The sequence below is a fragment of the Lysinibacillus agricola genome (assembly GCF_016638705.1).
Taxonomy (GTDB): domain Bacteria; phylum Bacillota; class Bacilli; order Bacillales_A; family Planococcaceae; genus Lysinibacillus; species Lysinibacillus agricola.
Map to the genome: position 1 here is coordinate 664,170 of NZ_CP067341.1, position 18,365 is coordinate 682,534.

21 protein-coding genes and 1 pseudogene are annotated in these 18,365 nt (G+C 38.7%); 13 read left to right on the forward strand and 9 right to left on the reverse strand.

The genetic code is table 11. The features are described 5' to 3' along the window. Nucleotides 1-283 precede the first annotated feature (283 nt). Nucleotides 284-1,027 carry a TerC family protein gene (locus FJQ98_RS03205; protein WP_053595433.1) on the forward strand — a complete coding sequence of 248 codons (744 nt, stop codon included), beginning with the start codon at nt 284-286 and terminating at the stop codon, nt 1,025-1,027. A gap of 234 nt (nt 1,028-1,261) precedes the next feature. Here the strand turns inward: FJQ98_RS03205 and bshB2 are convergent, their stop codons facing one another. Further along, nucleotides 1,262-1,951 (reverse strand): bacillithiol biosynthesis deacetylase BshB2, encoded by a 690-nt coding sequence (gene bshB2 / locus FJQ98_RS03210; RefSeq protein WP_053595434.1) that lies wholly within the window; start codon nt 1,949-1,951, stop codon nt 1,262-1,264. Between the two features lie 13 nt (nt 1,952-1,964). Further along, nucleotides 1,965-2,315: a YojF family protein gene (locus tag FJQ98_RS03215; RefSeq protein WP_053484519.1), complete on the reverse strand. Its 351-nt coding sequence runs from the start codon at nt 2,313-2,315 to the stop codon at nt 1,965-1,967. Nucleotides 2,316-2,595: 280 nt separating this feature from the next. Between FJQ98_RS03215 and exaC the strand changes: the two genes are divergently transcribed. Both exaC and FJQ98_RS03225 read left to right on the forward strand, forming a co-directional pair. Beyond that, a complete protein-coding gene (exaC, locus tag FJQ98_RS03220; protein ID WP_053595435.1) occupies nt 2,596-4,116 on the forward strand; it encodes an acetaldehyde dehydrogenase ExaC in 1,521 nt (506 codons plus the stop codon). 21 nt (nt 4,117-4,137) lie between these two features. Further along, the gene (locus FJQ98_RS03225) at nt 4,138-4,500 is read left to right on the forward strand and encodes a DUF779 domain-containing protein (protein WP_053595436.1); all 363 of its coding nucleotides are present in this window, start codon (nt 4,138-4,140) and stop codon (nt 4,498-4,500) included. Between the two features lie 732 nt (nt 4,501-5,232). On the opposite strand, the gene FJQ98_RS03230 is transcribed toward FJQ98_RS03225, so the two are convergent. After that, on the reverse strand, nt 5,233-5,568 hold the full coding sequence (locus FJQ98_RS03230) for a hypothetical protein (protein WP_241774587.1): 336 nt from the start codon (nt 5,566-5,568) through the stop codon (nt 5,233-5,235). A 182-nt stretch (nt 5,569-5,750) separates the two neighbouring features. On the opposite strand from FJQ98_RS03230, the gene FJQ98_RS03235 reads away from it, so the two are divergent. Continuing rightward, a complete protein-coding gene (locus tag FJQ98_RS03235) occupies nt 5,751-6,302 on the forward strand; it encodes an acyl-CoA thioesterase (protein ID WP_053595437.1) in 552 nt (183 codons plus the stop codon). Nucleotides 6,303-6,517: 215 nt separating this feature from the next. Here the strand turns inward: FJQ98_RS03235 and thiD are convergent. Further along, nucleotides 6,518-7,347: pseudogene (gene thiD / locus FJQ98_RS03240) on the reverse strand (bifunctional hydroxymethylpyrimidine kinase/phosphomethylpyrimidine kinase). 174 nt (nt 7,348-7,521) lie between these two features. On the opposite strand from thiD, the gene FJQ98_RS03245 reads away from it, so the two are divergent. The 5 genes from FJQ98_RS03245 to FJQ98_RS03265 all read left to right on the forward strand — a co-directional run bounded on the left by FJQ98_RS03245 (nt 7,522) and on the right by FJQ98_RS03265 (nt 10,530). Further along, nucleotides 7,522-8,199 (forward strand): uracil-DNA glycosylase, encoded by a 678-nt coding sequence (locus tag FJQ98_RS03245; RefSeq protein WP_053595438.1) that lies wholly within the window; start codon nt 7,522-7,524, stop codon nt 8,197-8,199. Nucleotides 8,200-8,277: 78 nt separating this feature from the next. Then, nucleotides 8,278-8,454 (forward strand): hypothetical protein, encoded by a 177-nt coding sequence (locus tag FJQ98_RS03250; protein ID WP_053595439.1) that lies wholly within the window; start codon nt 8,278-8,280, stop codon nt 8,452-8,454. Next, complete coding sequence (locus FJQ98_RS03255) at nt 8,454-8,720, forward strand: YwdI family protein (protein WP_053595440.1); 267 nt, start codon at nt 8,454-8,456, stop codon at nt 8,718-8,720. Before FJQ98_RS03250 ends, FJQ98_RS03255 begins: the two co-directional genes overlap by 1 nt. 20 nt (nt 8,721-8,740) lie before the next feature. Further along, nucleotides 8,741-9,121 carry a DUF423 domain-containing protein gene (locus FJQ98_RS03260; RefSeq protein WP_053595441.1) on the forward strand — a complete coding sequence of 127 codons (381 nt, stop codon included), beginning with the start codon at nt 8,741-8,743 and terminating at the stop codon, nt 9,119-9,121. Nucleotides 9,122-9,351: 230 nt separating this feature from the next. Then, a complete protein-coding gene (locus tag FJQ98_RS03265; protein ID WP_053595442.1) occupies nt 9,352-10,530 on the forward strand; it encodes a M20 family metallopeptidase in 1,179 nt (392 codons plus the stop codon). 185 nt (nt 10,531-10,715) lie between these two features. Here FJQ98_RS03265 and gerQ read toward each other — a convergent pair whose 3' ends face one another. Then, entirely contained in the window at nt 10,716-11,057 is a 342-nt protein-coding gene (gerQ, locus tag FJQ98_RS03270; protein ID WP_082340155.1) for a spore coat protein GerQ, read from the reverse strand. 21 nt (nt 11,058-11,078) lie between these two features. Then, nucleotides 11,079-11,504: a cell wall hydrolase gene (locus tag FJQ98_RS03275; protein ID WP_082340160.1), complete on the reverse strand. Its 426-nt coding sequence runs from the start codon at nt 11,502-11,504 to the stop codon at nt 11,079-11,081. A gap of 236 nt (nt 11,505-11,740) precedes the next feature. On the opposite strand from FJQ98_RS03275, the gene FJQ98_RS26515 reads away from it, so the two are divergent. Then, entirely contained in the window at nt 11,741-11,911 is a 171-nt protein-coding gene (locus tag FJQ98_RS26515) for a hypothetical protein (RefSeq protein WP_220443509.1), read from the forward strand. 533 nt (nt 11,912-12,444) lie between these two features. Here FJQ98_RS26515 and hemQ read toward each other — a convergent pair. Then, on the reverse strand, nt 12,445-13,194 hold the full coding sequence (gene hemQ, locus FJQ98_RS03280; protein WP_053595444.1) for a hydrogen peroxide-dependent heme synthase: 750 nt from the start codon (nt 13,192-13,194) through the stop codon (nt 12,445-12,447). Nucleotides 13,195-13,351: 157 nt separating this feature from the next. Between hemQ and lipL the strand changes: the two genes are divergently transcribed. Next, nucleotides 13,352-14,185, forward strand: coding sequence for an octanoyl-[GcvH]:protein N-octanoyltransferase (lipL, locus tag FJQ98_RS03285; RefSeq protein ID WP_053595445.1), 834 nt, complete (start codon nt 13,352-13,354; stop codon nt 14,183-14,185). Between the two features lie 43 nt (nt 14,186-14,228). Here lipL and FJQ98_RS03290 read toward each other — a convergent pair whose 3' ends face one another. After that, nucleotides 14,229-14,879 carry an RsfA family transcriptional regulator gene (locus FJQ98_RS03290; protein ID WP_053595446.1) on the reverse strand — a complete coding sequence of 217 codons (651 nt, stop codon included), beginning with the start codon at nt 14,877-14,879 and terminating at the stop codon, nt 14,229-14,231. 450 nt (nt 14,880-15,329) lie between these two features. Between FJQ98_RS03290 and FJQ98_RS03295 the strand changes: the two genes are divergently transcribed. Next, nucleotides 15,330-15,554, forward strand: coding sequence for a YuzB family protein (locus FJQ98_RS03295; protein ID WP_049667962.1), 225 nt, complete (start codon nt 15,330-15,332; stop codon nt 15,552-15,554). A 740-nt stretch (nt 15,555-16,294) separates the two neighbouring features. Here the strand turns inward: FJQ98_RS03295 and FJQ98_RS03300 are convergent. After that, on the reverse strand, nt 16,295-16,603 hold the full coding sequence (locus tag FJQ98_RS03300; protein WP_201406619.1) for a hypothetical protein: 309 nt from the start codon (nt 16,601-16,603) through the stop codon (nt 16,295-16,297). A gap of 148 nt (nt 16,604-16,751) precedes the next feature. On the opposite strand from FJQ98_RS03300, the gene FJQ98_RS03305 reads away from it, so the two are divergent. Continuing rightward, a complete protein-coding gene (locus FJQ98_RS03305; protein ID WP_246494276.1) occupies nt 16,752-18,125 on the forward strand; it encodes an HD domain-containing protein in 1,374 nt (457 codons plus the stop codon). Nucleotides 18,126-18,365: the final 240 nt, after the last annotated feature.

Here is an 18,365-nt window from a genome sequence, read left to right on the forward strand (position 1 = left end):
AATCATCGCATCCATGCGATAACGGCTAACTGACCTGCATCGGTAAAAACGCCACGTCCTGTGGCATTACCGACATCGTGTCGGCCTTCGTGCAGGCCTAAGCACAAAGTCGATTCTGGACGCAATTATGCCGAGGCATAATTGATCTAGGTACCTACATAACGGAGAATAATTAAATTTTTTCGAGAATTTTTTGTAGAAATAAAGGATACGTTCATTTCCTCATAACGAAAATGGTCAAGCATATACTAGAATACCTTAGGACAAGTAGGAGGGTATGTAATTGGAAATCATTCAAGGAATTCTATCTACATACATTCAATTTTTCGATTGGGAAATGTGGAAAGAAATTTTAACTGACCCTGTATCTTGGGGGTTAATATCAACACTAGTTATAATAGAAGGTTTACTGTCGGCAGATAACGCACTTGTATTAGCAGTGCTAGTGAAGCATTTGCCAAACAAGCAACGCAAACGAGCGTTAATGTACGGTATGTTTGGTGCCTATTTTTTCAGGTTCTTGTTTATTGGTATAGGTGTTTATTTGGTAGAGTTTTGGTATATTAAATTGCTAGGAGCTTTGTATTTAGGTTGGCTATGTGTCGCCCATTTCTTACAAATTGGGGAAGAGGATAGCGCCAAGGAAATGAAAAAAACAGGGCTGATGGTTCGTCTTTTTGGCACGTTTTGGGCGACTGTTATTTCGGTAGAACTGATGGATATTGCCTTTTCAATTGACGCGATTTTTGCCGCTTTTGCGATATCCAATCAAATTTGGATATTACTCATCGGGGGGATGCTAGGTATTTTAATGATGAGAACCATTGCAGGCTTATTTTTAATCATTATTGAAAAAATACCAGAACTAGAGGCAACAGCATTTATTATTATTGGTATTATTGCGCTGAAAATGCTAGCTAGCGTCATCGGTGTTCACGTTCCACACTATATGTTTTTTATCGTGTTAATTATTGTATTTGCTATAACTTTTTTTGTTCATATTTTAAAAAAATTAAGGGTCGCTTAATATAAAAACGGTTCTGTTCTCATTTAAGAAAGAGAACAGAACCGTTTTGTTCTAGTTAAGGAAACTATAGATTTTTTCCCTGTGGATAACCTAGTGCATAGTCGGCGTCTAGGCTAAAGCGCTACATCCTCGAGGTCGCTTCGATCCCTCGGGCAAAAGTGGTAGAGCGTTTACTTTTGCTTCGGGCTCTCTAGCGCTTGTCGGATGTAAACGAGCGCTTTAGCGCATTTGTTCTTATTTTACATATTGATCAGGATTCACAATATAGAACTTTTCAATATTTAGCCAGCTTTCACTCATTGGCTCACCGTCATCGATGCGTTTTTCAGTTTCTTGCATCATCCAAGCAGTTTGAGATGCATGTGCTTGTAATGCTTTAATTTTATCCGTCTTCATTTCACTAATATCGATGACAACATGTGGCTCCCCATTTTTTTCAATTGTATCATTTGCAAAGGCACATCCAAACACTTGTGGACGTGCAGCTTTTGGCATACGACGAACAGCTTCTACTACTGCACGTGCTGTTGCCTCATGGTCTGGATGCACTGCAAAGCCAGGTAAGAATGTAATAATAAGAGAAGGCATTAATTCCTCTATTAAACCTTCAACTAGCTTTACCATTTTTTCATCGTTTTCAAATTCAATCGTTTTATCACGGAAGCCAAGCATACGTAAATCTTGTATTCCCATTGCCTCTGCTGCTGCAATAAGCTCCTTGCGTCGAATTTCTGGCAAGGATTCACGTGTCGCAAAAGGTGGATTTCCTAAATTACGCCCCATTTCGCCTAAAGTTAAACAGGCATATGTAACAGGAGTATTCATTTTTTTTGTATAATAGGCAATTGTTCCAGCAACTGAAAAAGCCTCATCATCTGGGTGAGGGTAAACAATTAAAATATGACGTTGTGGTTGTAAATTCAAATAGTCGTCCCCCTTAGTAAGTAAACGGCGTTTCACTAATTTCAAGTGCAATCGCCAATTTACCTGAGTAGTCTAGTCCAGCCATTAATAAACGGCCTAAATCATCTAATTCAAAATGTGTGATGCCTTGAGCATAAACCCAGCCATGTGCCATTTTTAATCCGACACGATGGGGTGAATCATCTACCACTTTAGCAAGTTCATAGTTGATTTTAGCATTGCGAATAAAAGCACCTGCATTAAAAAATTTCTCATCAAAGTGTGCTGCATATGAACCGTTCGTTGTCTCAAGATGAATATAAACGTCTTTGTTGGCGAAAGAATTCAATAATTCCTGCAACGTCTTTACTTGTACTTCTTGCATCTTAACACTCCTCTCGATTATTTCTCCTTTAAGTATAGTAAAAAAAATTCACAAAGGGAAATTGAAAGGCTTTTGTTGCCAACATAATAATAAATACTGTTAGTAAAATACAGAAAATTCTTTATTTTAAAATAATTATTATTCACTATTTATCTAGGGTTAATTACTTGAAAAAACTATTCTAATGTATCAATATAGGACACGTGAAACAGATTAATATAAATTGTGTCGTTATAATTTGTATGCGGTTTCATAAATAGAATATGGGGAGATTGATACTATGATTTATGCAAATCCTAATACTCCGGGAGCAGTAGTAAATTTCAAAGAAAAATATGATAACTTTATCGGTGGCGAATGGATTCCTCCAGTAAAAGGTCAATACTTTGAAAATAAAACACCTGTAACAGGTCAAGTTTTCACAAAAGCAGCTCGTTCAACAGCTGAAGATATTGAGCTTGCTCTTGATGCAGCACACGCAGCAAAAGATGCATGGGGTAAAACAAGCGCAACTGAGCGTGCATCTATTTTAAATAAAATCGCAGATCGCATTGAAGAAAACTTAGAAATGATTGCTGTTGCAGAAACATGGGATAATGGTAAAGCAGTTCGCGAAACGTTAAACGCAGATATTCCTTTAGCAATTGATCACTTCCGTTATTTTGCAGGTGTCATCCGTGCACAAGAAGGGCGTACAACACAATTAGATAACGACACTGTTGCATACCACTTCCAAGAGCCACTAGGTGTAGTTGGTCAAATCATACCTTGGAACTTTCCAATCTTAATGGCAGCTTGGAAAATCGCTCCTGCACTTGCAGCAGGTAACTGTATCGTGATGAAACCAGCTGAACAAACGCCAGTTTCATTATTAGTGTTAATTGAAACAATTCAAGACATCCTACCAAAAGGCGTACTTAACATTGTAAACGGCTTCGGTGTTGAAGTTGGTAAACCACTTGCAACGAACAAACGAATTGCAAAAGTTGCTTTTACTGGTTCAACAGCTGTTGGTCGCCAAATTATGCAATATGCAACTGAAAATATTATTCCTGTAACGTTAGAGCTAGGTGGTAAATCACCAAACGTATTCTTTGAGGACGTAATGGCTTCAGATGATGAATATTTAGATAAAGCAATTGAGGGCTTTGTGATGTTCGCATTAAACTCAGGCGAAATTTGTACTTGTCCTTCACGTGCACTTGTTCAAGAATCCATTTACGATAAATTCATTGAACGTGCATTAGAACGCGTAAAAGCTATTAAAATTGGTAATCCATTAGATACAGAAGTCATGATGGGTGCTCAAGCTTCAAATGAACAAAAGCAAAAAATTCTTTCTTACTTACAATTGGGTAAAGAAGAGGGTGCTGAGTGCTTAATAGGTGGAGAAGAAAATATTCTTGAAGGCGACCTTGCTGGAGGTAACTACATTCAACCAACAGTTTTCAAAGGTCATAACAAAATGCGAATCTTCCAAGAAGAAATCTTTGGCCCAGTGCTTGGCGTAACTACATTCAAAGATTTCGATGAAGCAATGGAAATTGCAAATGATACAGAATATGGTTTAGGTGCTGGTGTTTGGTCACGTTCTGGTGACATTGCTTACCGTGCAGGTCGAGCTATTCAAGCTGGTCGTGTGTGGACAAACACTTATCATCAATATCCAGCGGGTGCTGCATTTGGTGGATTCAAACTTTCTGGTATCGGTCGTGAAAACCATGCAATGATGTTAGATCACTACCAACAAACTAAATGTCTTTTAGTGAGCTACAAAAAAGAAGCACAAGGATTTTTCTAATACCAAAGGATGAATAACAACATGGTAGAACGAGTGATTGCAACAAAAGAGGCTTTAAATTTGATAGAGCTAATTAAGAGTCGACATGGCGCTATCATGTTTTATCAATCTGGGGGTTGCTGTGATGGCTCTGCACCGATGTGTTATGTAGAAGGAGATTTTAAAATTGGTGAAAACGATATCTATCTTGGTACAATAGGTGACGTTCCTTTTTACATTCATAGAGCGCAATATGAATATTTTAAGCATACTCAATTGATTATTCATGCGATTGAGGGCAGAGGTGCAAGTTTTTCTTTAGATAGTGTTGAAGATATGCATTTCATTACGAACTCTAGAGTATTCACAACAGAAGAGTATGAAGAAGTAATAAAGCTCTTTTAATTTCTTTCAGCAGATGTTTTATGTAGCGAAAGCAAAGCGTCAGCTACAAATGTTTTATGTAGCGAAAGCAAAGCGTCAGCTACAGATGTTTTATGTAACGTAAGTGAAACGGCAGTTACAAATGTTTTTTGTACCGAAAACGTAGCGACAGGTACAGAAGTCTCCCATCTCTATAGGTAGTGAGATGAATGTAAGTGGAAATTACTTTTTCAGTGGATGTCCAAACACCTAGTGAAATAGATGAACTCAGTCTAAGAACGCCACGTCCTGTCGCATTACCGAAATGACAGACTCATGCAGGCCTAAGCACAAAGTCGAATCCGGACGTTAATTATGCCGAGGCATAATTGATTGCATCTTTTAATCTATGGAGATGTATCAAGCAATATTCTTGAAAATATTATTGAAATATATCAATATAATGAATGTGAAAGCAAATTTGTACAAAGTGTGTCATTTTGTTTTGTATACGGTTTCACAAATGAAAAGATACTGACCATGATTTCTTCCTTAACTGACGGATAGGCAGCTCAAAATGTTGAAGGGAAACTAGGTAATAACGAATTCTATCTTGGTACAATAGATGACGTTCCTTCAACATTGATATGTATAGCTGTAATAAGGGAAGAAAACAGAAAGCTCATTATCATAGTATAGTAAAAAAGCCGCGATTCTCTTTTATGACGGAGAATCGCGGCTTTTTATAATTAGTGGTTTTTGGGGGTATGTATGTTAATATCGGTTGAGTTTTCGTTCAATGGAATCTAGACGATTGTTGAGATGTGATAGATGCTTATGCATTTGTCTAAATTGTACACTTTGATTTTGCGCGTCGGATGTTCTTGCTTGTTCATTTGCCTCTTCTTCCTGCAATGCTAAAATGGTGGAGAGGGTTGCTAGTGAATACCCTATTGTCAAAACCATTGAAGAAATTAATTCTACTTTGGTAGAGGTTATACTTCCACCTTGGATACCTATGTCTTCTCCTAGGAGACCTGCTTCTTCACCACCTAGGAAACTTGCTTGTGTATTTGTATTTGGGTCTTGTTGTTGTCTACGTCTTGCCATTCTTCTCCCTCCCATATACAGCTAATATATGGTATATGAAGTAGTAGCGTATCTTGTCCAGAGAATTAATAAAAAACCACAGTCGGAATAAAAATTCTTAATTTTCAAATAATTTATTTGATTTTTATGGAAAAATAGAGCAATATAGTAGAAATAAACAGTTGTTTTTAGGGGGAATAGATGTGAACAAGGACTTTAAATATTGTAAAGATTCTAGAGTTATGCGTACAAGTCGAGTTTTTCCGAATGATATTAACAATCATAATACACTGTTTGGCGGCCGACTAATGAGTGACATCGATCAAGTAGCTTCAATTTCAGCTGCTAAGCATAGTCGTAGAGATTGTGTGACAGCCTCAACGGATTCCGTAGACTTCCTACATCCAATACGCCCGACTGATTCTGTATATTTCGAATCTTATGTAACGTGGACTGGGATATCTTCAATGGAGGTTTTCGTGAAGGTCATTTCTGAGAATTTGAAAACGGGAGAACGGAAGGTAGCGGCAACAGCATTATTAACCTTTGTTGCATTAGATGAAAATAATAAACCAGCCCCAGTTCCATCTGTCATTCCAGAAACAGTAGAAGAGACAAAACTCCATGAAACAGCATCTGAACGAGCAAAGGCGCGTGCAGAGCGTAAAAAGGAAAGTAAGGCATTGGCTCAATTCATTTCGATGAACGATCCATGGGATTATCGGCTCGAAATGATGGAGAACTACTATATGTAAAAGAGGCATCTGAAATTAATCAGATGCCTTCTCTTTATCAATTATGCCTCGGCATAATTGCGTGACATCCGCGGAGGCTTTAACTTCTTTCAGCAGGTGTTTGGAAACTTGCTTAAAAGTAACTTAAACCCGCATTCATCTCACCACCTTTAGAGATGGGAGACTTCTGTAGCTGACGCTTTGCTTTCGTTACAAAAGACATTTGCTGAAAGAAGTTAAATTTCTGTTACGGTTACTTGTGGTGCGCCAAAACGAGATTTTGCACCGTGCATAACTGGTCCTACATAGTCATTTAATGCCCAACCGTGAGCGATTGCAGCAGATACGAATTCTTTTGCTTCAATAACAGCTTCTTTCACTGAAAGACCATTTGCAAGGTTTGCTGTCACCGAAGCAGCAAATGTACAGCCAGCCCCATGATTATAAGTAGAAGCGACTTTTTCAGATTCTAATAAATAGAATTTTCACCATCGAAGAATAAGTCACTTGCATTTTCAGTAGCTAACGCTTTTCCACCTTTAATCACAACAGCTTTAGCACCTAGCTCATGAATTTTACGAGCTGCTATTTTCATCTCTTCGATTGTCTTTGGTGTTCCAGTTCCAGCTAATTGTCCAGCCTCAAATAGATTTGGTGTTGTTACTGCTGCTAATGGTAAAAGATGTTGAATCATCGCATCTGTGTTACCGGGGTTCAATACTTCATCTTCTCCCTTACATACCATTACAGGATCGATGACAACATTTGTAGTGCCAGACTTTGCGATAGCGTCACCAGCGATAGAAATGATTTCTTCAGTTGACAGCATGCCAGTTTTTATTGCGTCAATGCCTGTTGAAAGAGCAGTATCGATTTGTTTTTGTAAAAGCTCTGTTGGTAATGATGTTACGTTATGTGTCCAGCCGTTTGGATCCATTGTTACGACAACCGTTAATGCCACCATGCCATATGTTCCGTGTTCTTGAAAAGTTTTAAGATCGGCTTGCATACCTGCGCCGCCTGATGTGTCTGAACCAGCAATTGTTAAAGTTTTTTTAAGAGCCATGTGATAGATCTCCTTTGTAGATGAAGTTTTAAAATTACCATCTAGTATAGTCCTATTCTGATTCTATAAAAATAGTCACAATACGATATTTTTATAATGTCAGTCTTAACTAATGCTTGAATTCAACATTATTTTTTTGTACCGTTATAGGAGAAGAAAGGGGCTTATATTACGATGAAACAAGTATTCCCGAATGATTGGCAAGCAGTACTTGCAGAAGAAATAGAAAAACCATACTATAAAAAGCTACGTCAATTTGTAGCACTTGAATATTCAACACAAACAATTTATCCACCAATGAATGACATAATGAATGCATTTTATACGACAGCTTATCAGGATGTAAATGTCGTAATTTTAGGTCAGGACCCTTATCATGGACCAAACCAAGCACATGGATTAAGTTTTTCGGTCATGCCAGGAATCCCAAATCCACCAAGCTTGCGAAATATGCTACAAGAGTTACAGGATGATCTTGGCTGTCCAATCCCTCAAAACGGAACATTAACAAAATGGGCGCAACAGGGTGTAATGCTATTGAACACTGTATTAACGGTTCGAGCAGGCCAGGCGCATTCTCATAAAGAACAAGGATGGGAGCAATTTACGGATGCTGTAATTGATAAATTAGCATCACGGGACAAACCAATTATATTTGTGCTTTGGGGTAAACCAGCACAGCGAAAAAAACAATTAATTCGTAAATACGCAACGCCACATTTCATTTTAGAAGCACCTCATCCAAGTCCTCTTAGTGCCTATCGAGGTTTTTTTGGTAGTAAACCATATTCGAAGATCAATGCACAGCTAATGGAATGGGGAGAGCAGCCAATTGATTGGTGCCTAGCTTAGAGATTGGCACAAATCGTTTTCTTTATGCACTCATCGTTTCGTGTTACAGTTAATAATAGAAGAAAGTGAGGGGCAACGATGAAGGTAAATTGTTTCAACTGTCAATATTTTAAAGTAACATGGGACCCACAAACTCCACGGGCCTGTGTAGCGTATGGCTTTAAAACAAAGCAAATACCATCCGTTGTCGTTAAACAATCCTCTGGCACGGAATGTCTAAAATTTGTGCCAAAAGCAGAAAGTGGGAGAGCGTAATGATTCCTTATCAAGCCGTTATTCAACAACTTGAAAAACAATTATCTGGTGTCAAAAATGCTGGAAACGAACCGCAAATTCGTGAAGCCTTAACAGCAATTCGAGCATTATGTGATGTGGTATTAGACTCACCTGACGGCATTGCTAAAACGCAGTCAAAACATTTGCCACAAATGCTGGTATCAGAGCCGAAGCAATCAAGTTTATATACTGCAAAAATTGAAGAAGAAGACGGGGCAAATGGTGATTCAATTTTTGACTTTTAACCAAAGGTAGGAAAAATGACATGAAAAAATTTATCGTGACAGGTGCACTCCACGGTTTTTTAGCAGTGGCATTCGGTGCATTCGGTGCACATGCTTTAAAAGAAATTCTAGACGATTATGGTCAGGGGATTTGGGAAACAGCAGTTCAGTACCAAATGTTTCATGCCACTGGTTTACTTATAATTGGCTTATTGATGAGCTCTAAACTACTAGGTGAGGTGAAGCAGTTAAATCTAGCCGGCATCTTTTTTAACCTCGGTATTGTCTTCTTTTCAGGAAGCTTGTATGTACTGGCAATCAGCGGTATTAAAGTTCTAGGCGCTATTACACCAATTGGTGGTGTGCTATTTTTAGCTGGATGGATTTTAATTATAGTATCAGCCCTTAAACATGCTCGATAATAAAATTTAGAATTCCTACAAAGATACTCTTTTACATTATATGTAAGGGAGTTTTTGTTGTTTTAATAGGCTTCTCAGGTAACCACTAGTAATAATAAAGAGAATTTATCTTCCGAACTAACAATATAATACATAGAGAATAATAGTTTTTAATCCTATTGTCTTTGTAGGGATTTATAGTACACTATTATTACCAAATGAGTTCGACAAAAGAAAGTGAGGTTTGTGATATGGAGAAGCTGTTTACTTTACTAGATAATAACTATGATGAAATGGTAGCGATTCGTCGTCATTTACATGAATATCCGGAATTATCCTTTGAGGAAGTGGAGACACCGGCGTATGTAGCTGCTTTTCATCAAGCGTTAGGACATGAGGTTCGTGAACATGTAGGCGAGCGTGGTGTTGTTGCGACATTACGTGGTGGGAAGCCAGGTAAAACGGTAGCATTGCGTGCTGATTTTGATGCGTTAGCGATTCAAGAAGAAAACGATATTCCTTATAAGTCAAAAATAGAGGGTAAAATGCATGCATGCGGACATGATGGTCATACTGCAACATTACTTGGGCTTGCTAAGGCACTCAATGCAATAAAGGATGAGATTGCAGGTAATGTGGTATTTATTCATCAGCATGCGGAAGAGATTGCACCAGGTGGAGCAAAGCCTATGATTGAAGATGGCTGTCTAGATGGGGTAGACGTTATTTTTGGTACACATTTATGGGCACCAACGCCACTGGGAGATATTTTGGTGAGAGATGGAGCCATTATGGCTGCTGCGGATAAAGTGGAAATTACGATTCAAGGCAAAGGTGGTCATGGTGCGGAGCCTCATCATTCTATTGATGCTGTTGCCCTTGCTTCACAGTTTGTTGTCAATGCACAGCAGCTTATATCTCGACGCATTGATCCCTTAAAATCAGCCGTTTTAACAATTGGTCATTTTGAGGCGATTAATCCTTTCAATGTCATTGCTGAACGAGTAGTACTAGCGGGAACGGTACGTACTTTTGAGGAGCAGGTGCGCAGACAGATGGAGCAAGAGCTTGAGGCAGTATTAAATGCCACTTGTCTAGCTTTTGGCGCAAGCTATGAGTATCGGTATACAAGAGGCTATCCACCTGTTTACAACCATGTGAAAGAAACAGAATTTATTGCACAGCTTGCAGCAGATGTACCAGGAGTAGAAAATATTATAACGTGCCCACCATTTATGATTGGTGAGGACTTTGCGTATTATTTAGAGAATGTACCAGGTACATTTTTCTTCACAGGTGCCAAAAAGCCAGAGTGGGAAGTGGCATATCCTCATCATCATGTACGCTTTGACTTTGATGAGCGTGCAATGTTGATTGCTGCCAAAACATTAGGAAAAGCAACATTGCAGTATTTACAAGAAAATCAATAGTAAGTCCCCATTTGACGTACTGTAAGGCTTGAGCTTAAAGTAAAAATTGGCATGCTAGGAGGTTATCCTAACATGCCGATTTTTTTGATCTAAGGGCAAATATCCACGTAGACTCCTATGAACCATTTGTATGGTGGTTTATATATTAGTTATTGTTTTGAGAACTTTGAGTTAGCCCATTTCAATTATGGATTTTGGTTAAAATAAGACATTTCCTCATCATATTCAGCAAAATCAAAGTAAATCATTGGGAATAGGAAACGATGATTCGATTTGAGTTCACGTAAAATAACATGGTCTCGACCAGCAGCTTCTACAACGCCTCGCACAGTTTTCGTGTTTTTGCCTTGCTCAACCGCGTGCTCGAAGGAAAAATGGAAGGTAGCGGGTTTTCCGCGATTCAAACGCAAAATATTTTCAATATACGATTGCTCCCGTCCAGGTGGTCGTGCTCCAGTCGTCTGTGGAGGCATTACCTGTGGAGGCATTTGTTGTTGCGTTGTCGGTGTCCAATAATAAGGCATCATAAATTTTCAACCTTCTTTCTTTTAGATTTGAGGACAATCTTCTTCAGTTGGCGAGAAAAAGCAATGCGCTTTGAATCTTCCCGTGTTCCATTGACCGTACCATTGTGCAGGACAATCTCCCCCAGGTCTGAAAAACCATAGCGAACGAGTTGCTGGATGGAATCTTTCACCTTGAATAACTCTCCTTGCTAATCTAACGTCTTGATCACGTGCTCGTTGAAAAAAGTAGCCTTGTGTTGTTGCTTCAAAGCCTCCAGGACGCTGAAAAACCATTTGTTCAATTGTCCGAACATCAGTAAAATCTAAACAATCTGCTCGTACACGATTGACGCCAACATTGCCGACCATCAGCATACCTAAATCTCCATCGCCTTCTGCCTCGGCGCGCATAAGCCTTGCTAATAGGGATGTTTGTGCATCATTCGTCTTTATAACAGCGATTTTCATTCCTCCTCGCAGACAGTATATGCATGAAGGTATTGTAGACATGTTCAATTTTGATGAAAGAAATTCACATTATAAAAATGCTGAGCATATATTAATAATGACGAGTAGTTTGTAAAAGAGGAGAAAATCCTTTATATAATTTTTAGAAAGAATGGGTAAATAGAGAATAGAAAATATATTGGGGAATGTGAGATTGAAAATTGCATGTGTATTGAATACATGTGAGGTGACAGGGAATGGAGTTTGGTGTTTGGGTTGGTATTTTGTTGAGTGCTGTGCTGGCATTTTTGGTGGGGAGTTTTTACGGACAGCCTCTCCATTGGTATCTCTTTATATTAATAATCGTTATAGGTTTTTTTATCAATACGATTATATTAATTTTGAAAGTTAAGGATGAAAGGTCTTGAGGTACAATGCAGCCATATAAGAAAGTGTCATCGTAGTGGATGGCACTGAAAAAGTCGATTTGCCACAAAAAATGTGATGCAAATCGACTTTTTTAAGTTTCTAAATCCAATAAAAGACAGATTTGTAATATAAAAATGAATTTCTTTAGTTTTTCAGTGCCCTTCGTAGTGGATGGCGCTTTTTTTTTTTTGTTAACTTTTTATGATTAAATAGCTAAATTTTTATGTTTTGCAAGTATATTGAAAATAAACTGTGGCATACTAACATGGAAAATTATTTTTGTCTTTCATGAAGGAGTGTTACAATGCGTATTTTTGGTATGTTTGTAGCAATTATCATAAGTGCATTCATGGCCATTGGTATAGCAGAATACTACCATCAGCCATATAATTGGTATTTAGTTTTCCTTATGATTCTAACTGGTTTTTTTATTCATATAATTATTTTAATATTGGAATCAGAGAACAGCGAAGAAAACGAATTCTAAAAAATGCGAGTCCGCTAGTATGGACTCGCATTTTTATATATTGGATTAGACAGTTAAGAATTTCACTAGTTTTTCTTGATCAAGAAGGTTACCAACGAAGAATGCACCGAACTCACCGTAGCGAGCTGAAACTTCATCAAAACGCATTTCATATACTAATTTTTTGAATTGTAGTACGTCATCTGCGAATAGTGTTACGCCCCATTCATGATCATCGAAGCCAACAGAACCAGTAATAATTTGTTTAACTTTACCAGCATAGCCACGACCAATCATACCGTGAGAACGCATTAGAGATTTGCGTTCGTCCATTGAAAGCATATACCAATTATCATCGCCTTGACGACGCTTATCCATTGGGTAGAAGCAAACATGCTTAGCACGTGGAAGTTCAGGGTATAGACGAGCACGCACATGTGGATTTTGGTATGGATCTTCGTCTGAATCGCCTGCTAAATAGTTAGAAAGCTCCACAACAGATACATATGAATATGTAGGAATTGTAAAATCAGCAATCGCTAATTTATTAAATTCAGCTTCAAGCTCTTGTAGCTCTTCCATTGTTTCACGTAATGTCATAATCATAAAGTCAGCTTTTTGACCAACGATTGCGTAAAATGCATGAGCACCTGTTTTAGCGACATCAGCCTCATTTAATTTTTCTAAATAAGCAATGAATTCTTCAACTGCTGCTTGGCGTTCCTCAGCAGAAACTAGTTTCCATGAAGCCCAGTCGATTGAGCGAAAATCATGTAAAGTGTACCAACCATCTAAAGTAATTGCTGCTTCATTCATTATTTAAAACACTCCTTTATAAGTGAATAACATTCAAATTTTAGTTTATCATAGTTTGTACAAAATCCCTAAGTTCATGATTGCATTTCACGAATTTGACACCTTCCATAGATAATGTATTCTAAAGAGAAGAGATGTAAATAGAGGAGTACCATTCATGAAAAGTATTTTACAACAGCCGATTTGGCGTTTTTACGATCAATCCATTAGCGCGAAGCAAAGATCGCCACTTGAATCCTTTGCAACAGACGATACTTTATGTCAGCTAGTTGGACAATTAGCCTCTCCACCAACTATTCGTACATGGGTGCATGATGCATCTGTTGTGCTCGGTATTCAGGATCACCGTTTACCATATGTGCAGCAGGGTATGGACTTGCTCAATACACGTGGCTATCATCCCATTGTGCGTAATTCAGGCGGACTAGCCGTTGTCCTTGATGAAGGCGTACTGAATATATCCATTGTTTTATCTGAGCAAACGGATGCGCTAAGCATTAATGATGGCTATGATGTAATGGTAGCTCTAGTAAAGGGATTATTCCCTGAAGTAGCGGATCAAATTGAAGCCTATGAAATTGTAGGTTCCTATTGCCCAGGCTCCTATGATTTAAGTATTGAAGGAAAGAAGTTTGCTGGTATTTCTCAGAGACGCTTACGCCAAGGGGTAGCAGTACAAATTTATTTATGTATTGAAGGAAGCGGTTCAGACCGAGCAGCACTCATTCGTGACTTTTATGAGGAAAGTCTAAGAGGAGAAGAAACAAAATTTACGTATCCTAACATTGTCCCTGATGTGATGGCGTCACTAGCAGAACTTGTTGATGCATCGTTAACAGTGGAAGATGTTGTTATTCGCTTACAGCAACTTCTTAACAATATGGCAGAAGAAATTCGAGTTGAGTCTTTTCATGATGAAGAATTAACGCTATATGGGTTCTATTTACAACGTATTTTAGAACGGAATACGAAAATGCTTGAACTAAAGTGATAGATGGTTTCTATAATTATTGACCAAAGAAAAAGCGATGCTGCTAACTAAGCACATCGCCATTTTCTTGTTGAAAAGGAGTACTACTTACAACAAGATTTCCGTTTTTCTCCATTTTAAAAACAGGTGCAACTCGTTCTTCCTCTTCATCTAGTGTTACTAGTCGTCTAGCACGGTTCATAATTTGTACAAATTGCTCGTAATCTTTTCGAATAGCTCTATTTTCCTCTTCTAGCTGAGTAATTGTCTTCTCTAGTTTTTTATTTTTCTCAGATGTTACGTGCACTAGCTGTCTCCATTTTGAAGACTCATTGCCTACTTCACCAGAGTGCTGTAAACGTAATAAATAGGCTATGACAATATCAAGAGATAATGCAGATAGAGGAATTGATCTGCCTTCTGCGCCACTATTATTGACTGTAAACATACTAGAAGCACGGCGTCTAGCTGGAGCTCCCAACACTCGCATTCTTTCTTTTCTTTCTTTTTTGGCTTCTGCTAATTGCTCCTCGAATTCTTTGCGAACGACAGCATTCCAACGGAAACCACATGCAGCAGCAGTACGGTTTAAAGCATCACCAGCTTCTTCAAAGGCATTTAACTGGGTACTACCCTCCGTTACATGGCGAATTACCGCCTCTGCTAATAATTCATCGTTTTCTTCTAACCAAGCATCTTGTCTTACTTTACTCATATTAAAATCCTCCCACCTTTATTTGGAACTTTTTATTTACAACTAGCATGACCAATCTTTTAACCTTTTATTCATCTATGTGGAAGGAATTTTGCTTGAATACAAGGTGAAAAGTGCGATACAATACCGGATGTAGGTTTGTACGTATGCTACATACTTAAATATGTGAAGATCATACGTTCAATAGAAGCGATTTTTAGACATCCGCCGGAGGCTTTAGGCCAACACGATGTTGGTCACTCAGTCGTTGCCACAGGACGTGGCGTTCTTAGACTGAGTTCCTTTATTTCAGCGGATGTTTGGACACCCGCTGAAAAGTGATTTAAAACCGCATTCATCTCACCACCTATAGAGGTGGGAGACTTTTGTAGCTGACGCTTTGCTTTAGCTACAAAAGACATTTGCTGAAAGAAGTTAAAAAAATACTAAATAGAAAGGGTTGTTGACAAAATGGCAAACGAATTTAAAGTTTGCGATGAATGTCAGGCCGTTAACTTAAAAACGTTAATTCCAAAATTAAAGGAAATCGATCCTGATGCAACCATCGAAATTGGCTGTCATTCTTACTGTGGCCCAGGTCGTAAAAAAACATTTACCTTTGTAAATAGCCGCCCTGTTGCTGCACTAACGGAAGAAGAACTAATGGAAAAGGTTTTAGCAAAGTTAAAGAAATAAGTTAAACAAAATGCTATCTTCACTAGTCTAGTTGAAGATAGTTTTTGTTTTTTTTTGTAGAGTTTAATATCTACGGAAAGAAGAGGCAAAGTGGCGGATAGAATCAACGAAGCGACGGAAAGAAGAGTCAAAGCGAAGGATAGTCAACGAAGCGACGGAAAGAAGGGTCAAAGTGACGGATAGAATCAACGAAGCGCTGGAAAGAAGAGTCAAAGCGACGGATAGTCATTGAAGCGGCGAAAAGAAGAGACAAAGTGACGGATAGAACCAACGAAGCGACGAATAGAAGGGGCAAAACGAAGGATAGAACGAACGAAGTGACGGAAAGAAGAGTCAAATCGACGGAAAGTCAACGAAGCGACGGATAGAAGAGTCAAAGCGAAGGATAGTTAACGAAGCGACGGATAGAAGAGTCAAAGCGAAGGATAGTTAACGAAGCGACGGAAAGAAGGGGCAAAGCGAAGGATAGAACGAACGAAGTGACGGAAAGAAGAGGCAAAACGACGGAAAGTCAACGAAGCGACGGAAAGAAGGGTCAAAGCGACGGATAGAATCAACGAAGTGACGGATAGAAGAGTCAAAGCGAAGGATAGTTAACGAAGCGACGGAAAGAAGGGGCAAAGCGAAGGATAGAACGAACGAAGCGACGGAAAGAAGGGGCAAAGCGAAGGATAGAACGAACGAAGTGACGGAAAGAAGAGGCAAAACGACGGAAAGAAGGGTCAAAGCGACGGATAGAATCAACGAAGTGACGGAAAGCAGAGACAAAGCGACGGAAAGTCAACGAAGCGACGGAAAGAAGGGTCAAAGCGACGGATAGAATCAACGATCGGTAGAAAGCAGAGACAAAGCGACGGATAGTCATTGAAGCGCCGAAAAGAAAAGGCAAAGCGACGGATAGAACCATCGAAGCGACGGAAAGAAGAGGCAAAGCGACGAATAGTCAACGAAGCGACGGAAAGCAGAGACAAAGCGAAGGATAGAATCAACGAAGCGACGGAAAGAAGAGACAAAGCGAAGGATAGAATCAGCGAAGCGAAGCGACTCATCGGACGCCCCCGGGAAAGCGCTCAGTCGGAACGGAAATCAACCCCACGTTTTGATGATGAACCTGGAAATTAGGTCAATAGAATCCTAAATTAAGGCGAGAATACATTGAGTTAGGTTGATAGTCTCTATAATTAAAGTGAAATATGTATGCTAGTCCTACATTTATCGCATATAATAGAACAAATAGGAAACGGGGGTGCTGTACAATTGACACACTATGCAAAAGCTAAATTACAAGAGGAAAAAGTATTCAAGGACCCAGTGCATCGCTATGTGCATGTACGGGATCAAGTGATTTGGGATTTAGTTGGGACGAGAGAATTTCAGCGATTACGCCGAATTCGCCAGCTCGGTACAACGTTTTTAGTATTCCATGGAGCAGAGCATAGCCGCTTTAGTCACTCACTTGGTGTGTACGAAATTGTACGCCGCATAGTAGATGATATATTTGCAGGTCGTCCTGAATGGGATGAGGATGAACGACTTCTTGTGCTTTGTGCAGCCCTATTACACGATTTAGGGCATGGGCCATTTTCGCATGCTTTTGAAAATGTCTTTGAGCTTGATCATGAATTTTACACAAGACAAATTTTGGTCGGCGATACAGAAGTGAATGCAGTATTAAAAAAAGTATCGGCTGATTTCCCCGAGAAAGTATCACAGGTAATTGAAAAAACATATCCAAATAAGCAGGTTGTCAGTTTAATATCTAGTCAAATCGACGCTGATCGTATGGATTACCTACAGCGCGATGCATATTTCACTGGCGTAAGCTATGGCCATTTTGATATGGAACGTATTTTAAGAGTGATGCGCCCACGAAAAAATCAGGTCGTTATTAAGGCGACAGGCATGCATGCGGTAGAGGATTATATAATGAGCCGCTATCAAATGTACCTACAAATTTATTTCCACCCAGTATCTCGCAGTGCGGAGGTTATTTTAAATAATATTTTAAAACGCGCTAAGCAATTAAGCATAGCTGGCTACAAGTTTAAGCACGAGCCTACACACTTTTTAGCATTTTTCCGCAACTCCATTACGCTTGAGGACTATCTTGCATTAGATGAGAGTATTCTTTTTACATATTTTCAGCTTTGGATGCAAGAGGAAGATACTATTTTGAGTGACTTAAGTCGCCGTTTCGTCAATCGAAAGCTATTTCAGTACATCGATTTAGATCCAGGTGTAGAGCTAGACAAATATCAAAAGCTTCAAGAGCTCTTCAAGCAAGCAGATTTAAATCCAGAATATTATCTTGTCCATGATACGACGGCAGATTTACCTTATGATTTTTACCGCCCAGGGGAGGAAGAAGTACGCGTTCCTATTTTCCTAGAAATGAAAAATGGAGAGCTAAAAGAGCTATCTCGTGAATCTATTATTGTGGATTCTATTTCTGGCCGCATGAAGCGAGATCATAAAGTGTATTTCCCACTAGAATTCTTAGAGGACAACAGTACCCATTCCGATGTGAAGCAACAAATATTAACCTTGCTATATGGACGTGGGAAAAATTAAATAAAAAATTTTCCATGTATAAAACATGTATATAAAATAAGTAAAATGAATAGCTTTCCAACATACCTATGATGAAAAACAGTAAAAGTGCTCTATTTGAGTGATTTTTACTGTTTTTTTGTCGTTGTATAAAGATTAATGATGTGGAAATAATATAGAATTTTTTTGAATTGTGTAAATAAAAAGTCTGGAATTGTTTAGAATTTGTTCAGTAGTCTTTTTTATAATAAGACTAAAACC

What these genes read in the sequence shown, in the direction of transcription:
- FJQ98_RS03215 (WP_053484519.1), bottom strand. Translation starts at nt 2,315, where the DNA reads ATGCAAGAAGTACAAGTAAAGACGTTGCAGGAATTATTGAATTCTTTC.
- exaC (WP_053595435.1), top strand. Translation starts at nt 2,596, where the DNA reads ATGATTTATGCAAATCCTAATACTCCGGGAGCAGTAGTAAATTTCAAA.
- FJQ98_RS03225 (WP_053595436.1), top strand. Translation starts at nt 4,138, where the DNA reads ATGGTAGAACGAGTGATTGCAACAAAAGAGGCTTTAAATTTGATAGAG.
- FJQ98_RS03230 (WP_241774587.1), bottom strand. Translation starts at nt 5,568, where the DNA reads ATGGCAAGACGTAGACAACAACAAGACCCAAATACAAATACACAAGCA.
- FJQ98_RS03245 (WP_053595438.1), top strand. Translation starts at nt 7,522, where the DNA reads ATGAAACAAGTATTCCCGAATGATTGGCAAGCAGTACTTGCAGAAGAA.
- FJQ98_RS03250 (WP_053595439.1), top strand. Translation starts at nt 8,278, where the DNA reads ATGAAGGTAAATTGTTTCAACTGTCAATATTTTAAAGTAACATGGGAC.
- FJQ98_RS03255 (WP_053595440.1), top strand. Translation starts at nt 8,454, where the DNA reads ATGATTCCTTATCAAGCCGTTATTCAACAACTTGAAAAACAATTATCT.
- FJQ98_RS03260 (WP_053595441.1), top strand. Translation starts at nt 8,741, where the DNA reads ATGAAAAAATTTATCGTGACAGGTGCACTCCACGGTTTTTTAGCAGTG.
- FJQ98_RS03265 (WP_053595442.1), top strand. Translation starts at nt 9,352, where the DNA reads ATGGAGAAGCTGTTTACTTTACTAGATAATAACTATGATGAAATGGTA.
- gerQ (WP_082340155.1), bottom strand. Translation starts at nt 11,057, where the DNA reads ATGATGCCTTATTATTGGACACCGACAACGCAACAACAAATGCCTCCA.
- FJQ98_RS03275 (WP_082340160.1), bottom strand. Translation starts at nt 11,504, where the DNA reads ATGAAAATCGCTGTTATAAAGACGAATGATGCACAAACATCCCTATTA.
- FJQ98_RS26515 (WP_220443509.1), top strand. Translation starts at nt 11,741, where the DNA reads ATGGAGTTTGGTGTTTGGGTTGGTATTTTGTTGAGTGCTGTGCTGGCA.
- hemQ (WP_053595444.1), bottom strand. Translation starts at nt 13,194, where the DNA reads ATGAATGAAGCAGCAATTACTTTAGATGGTTGGTACACTTTACATGAT.
- lipL (WP_053595445.1), top strand. Translation starts at nt 13,352, where the DNA reads ATGAAAAGTATTTTACAACAGCCGATTTGGCGTTTTTACGATCAATCC.
- FJQ98_RS03290 (WP_053595446.1), bottom strand. Translation starts at nt 14,879, where the DNA reads ATGAGTAAAGTAAGACAAGATGCTTGGTTAGAAGAAAACGATGAATTA.
- FJQ98_RS03295 (WP_049667962.1), top strand. Translation starts at nt 15,330, where the DNA reads ATGGCAAACGAATTTAAAGTTTGCGATGAATGTCAGGCCGTTAACTTA.
- FJQ98_RS03300 (WP_201406619.1), bottom strand. Translation starts at nt 16,603, where the DNA reads ATGAGTCGCTTCGCTTCGCTGATTCTATCCTTCGCTTTGTCTCTTCTT.
- FJQ98_RS03305 (WP_246494276.1), top strand. Translation starts at nt 16,752, where the DNA reads ATGCTAGTCCTACATTTATCGCATATAATAGAACAAATAGGAAACGGG.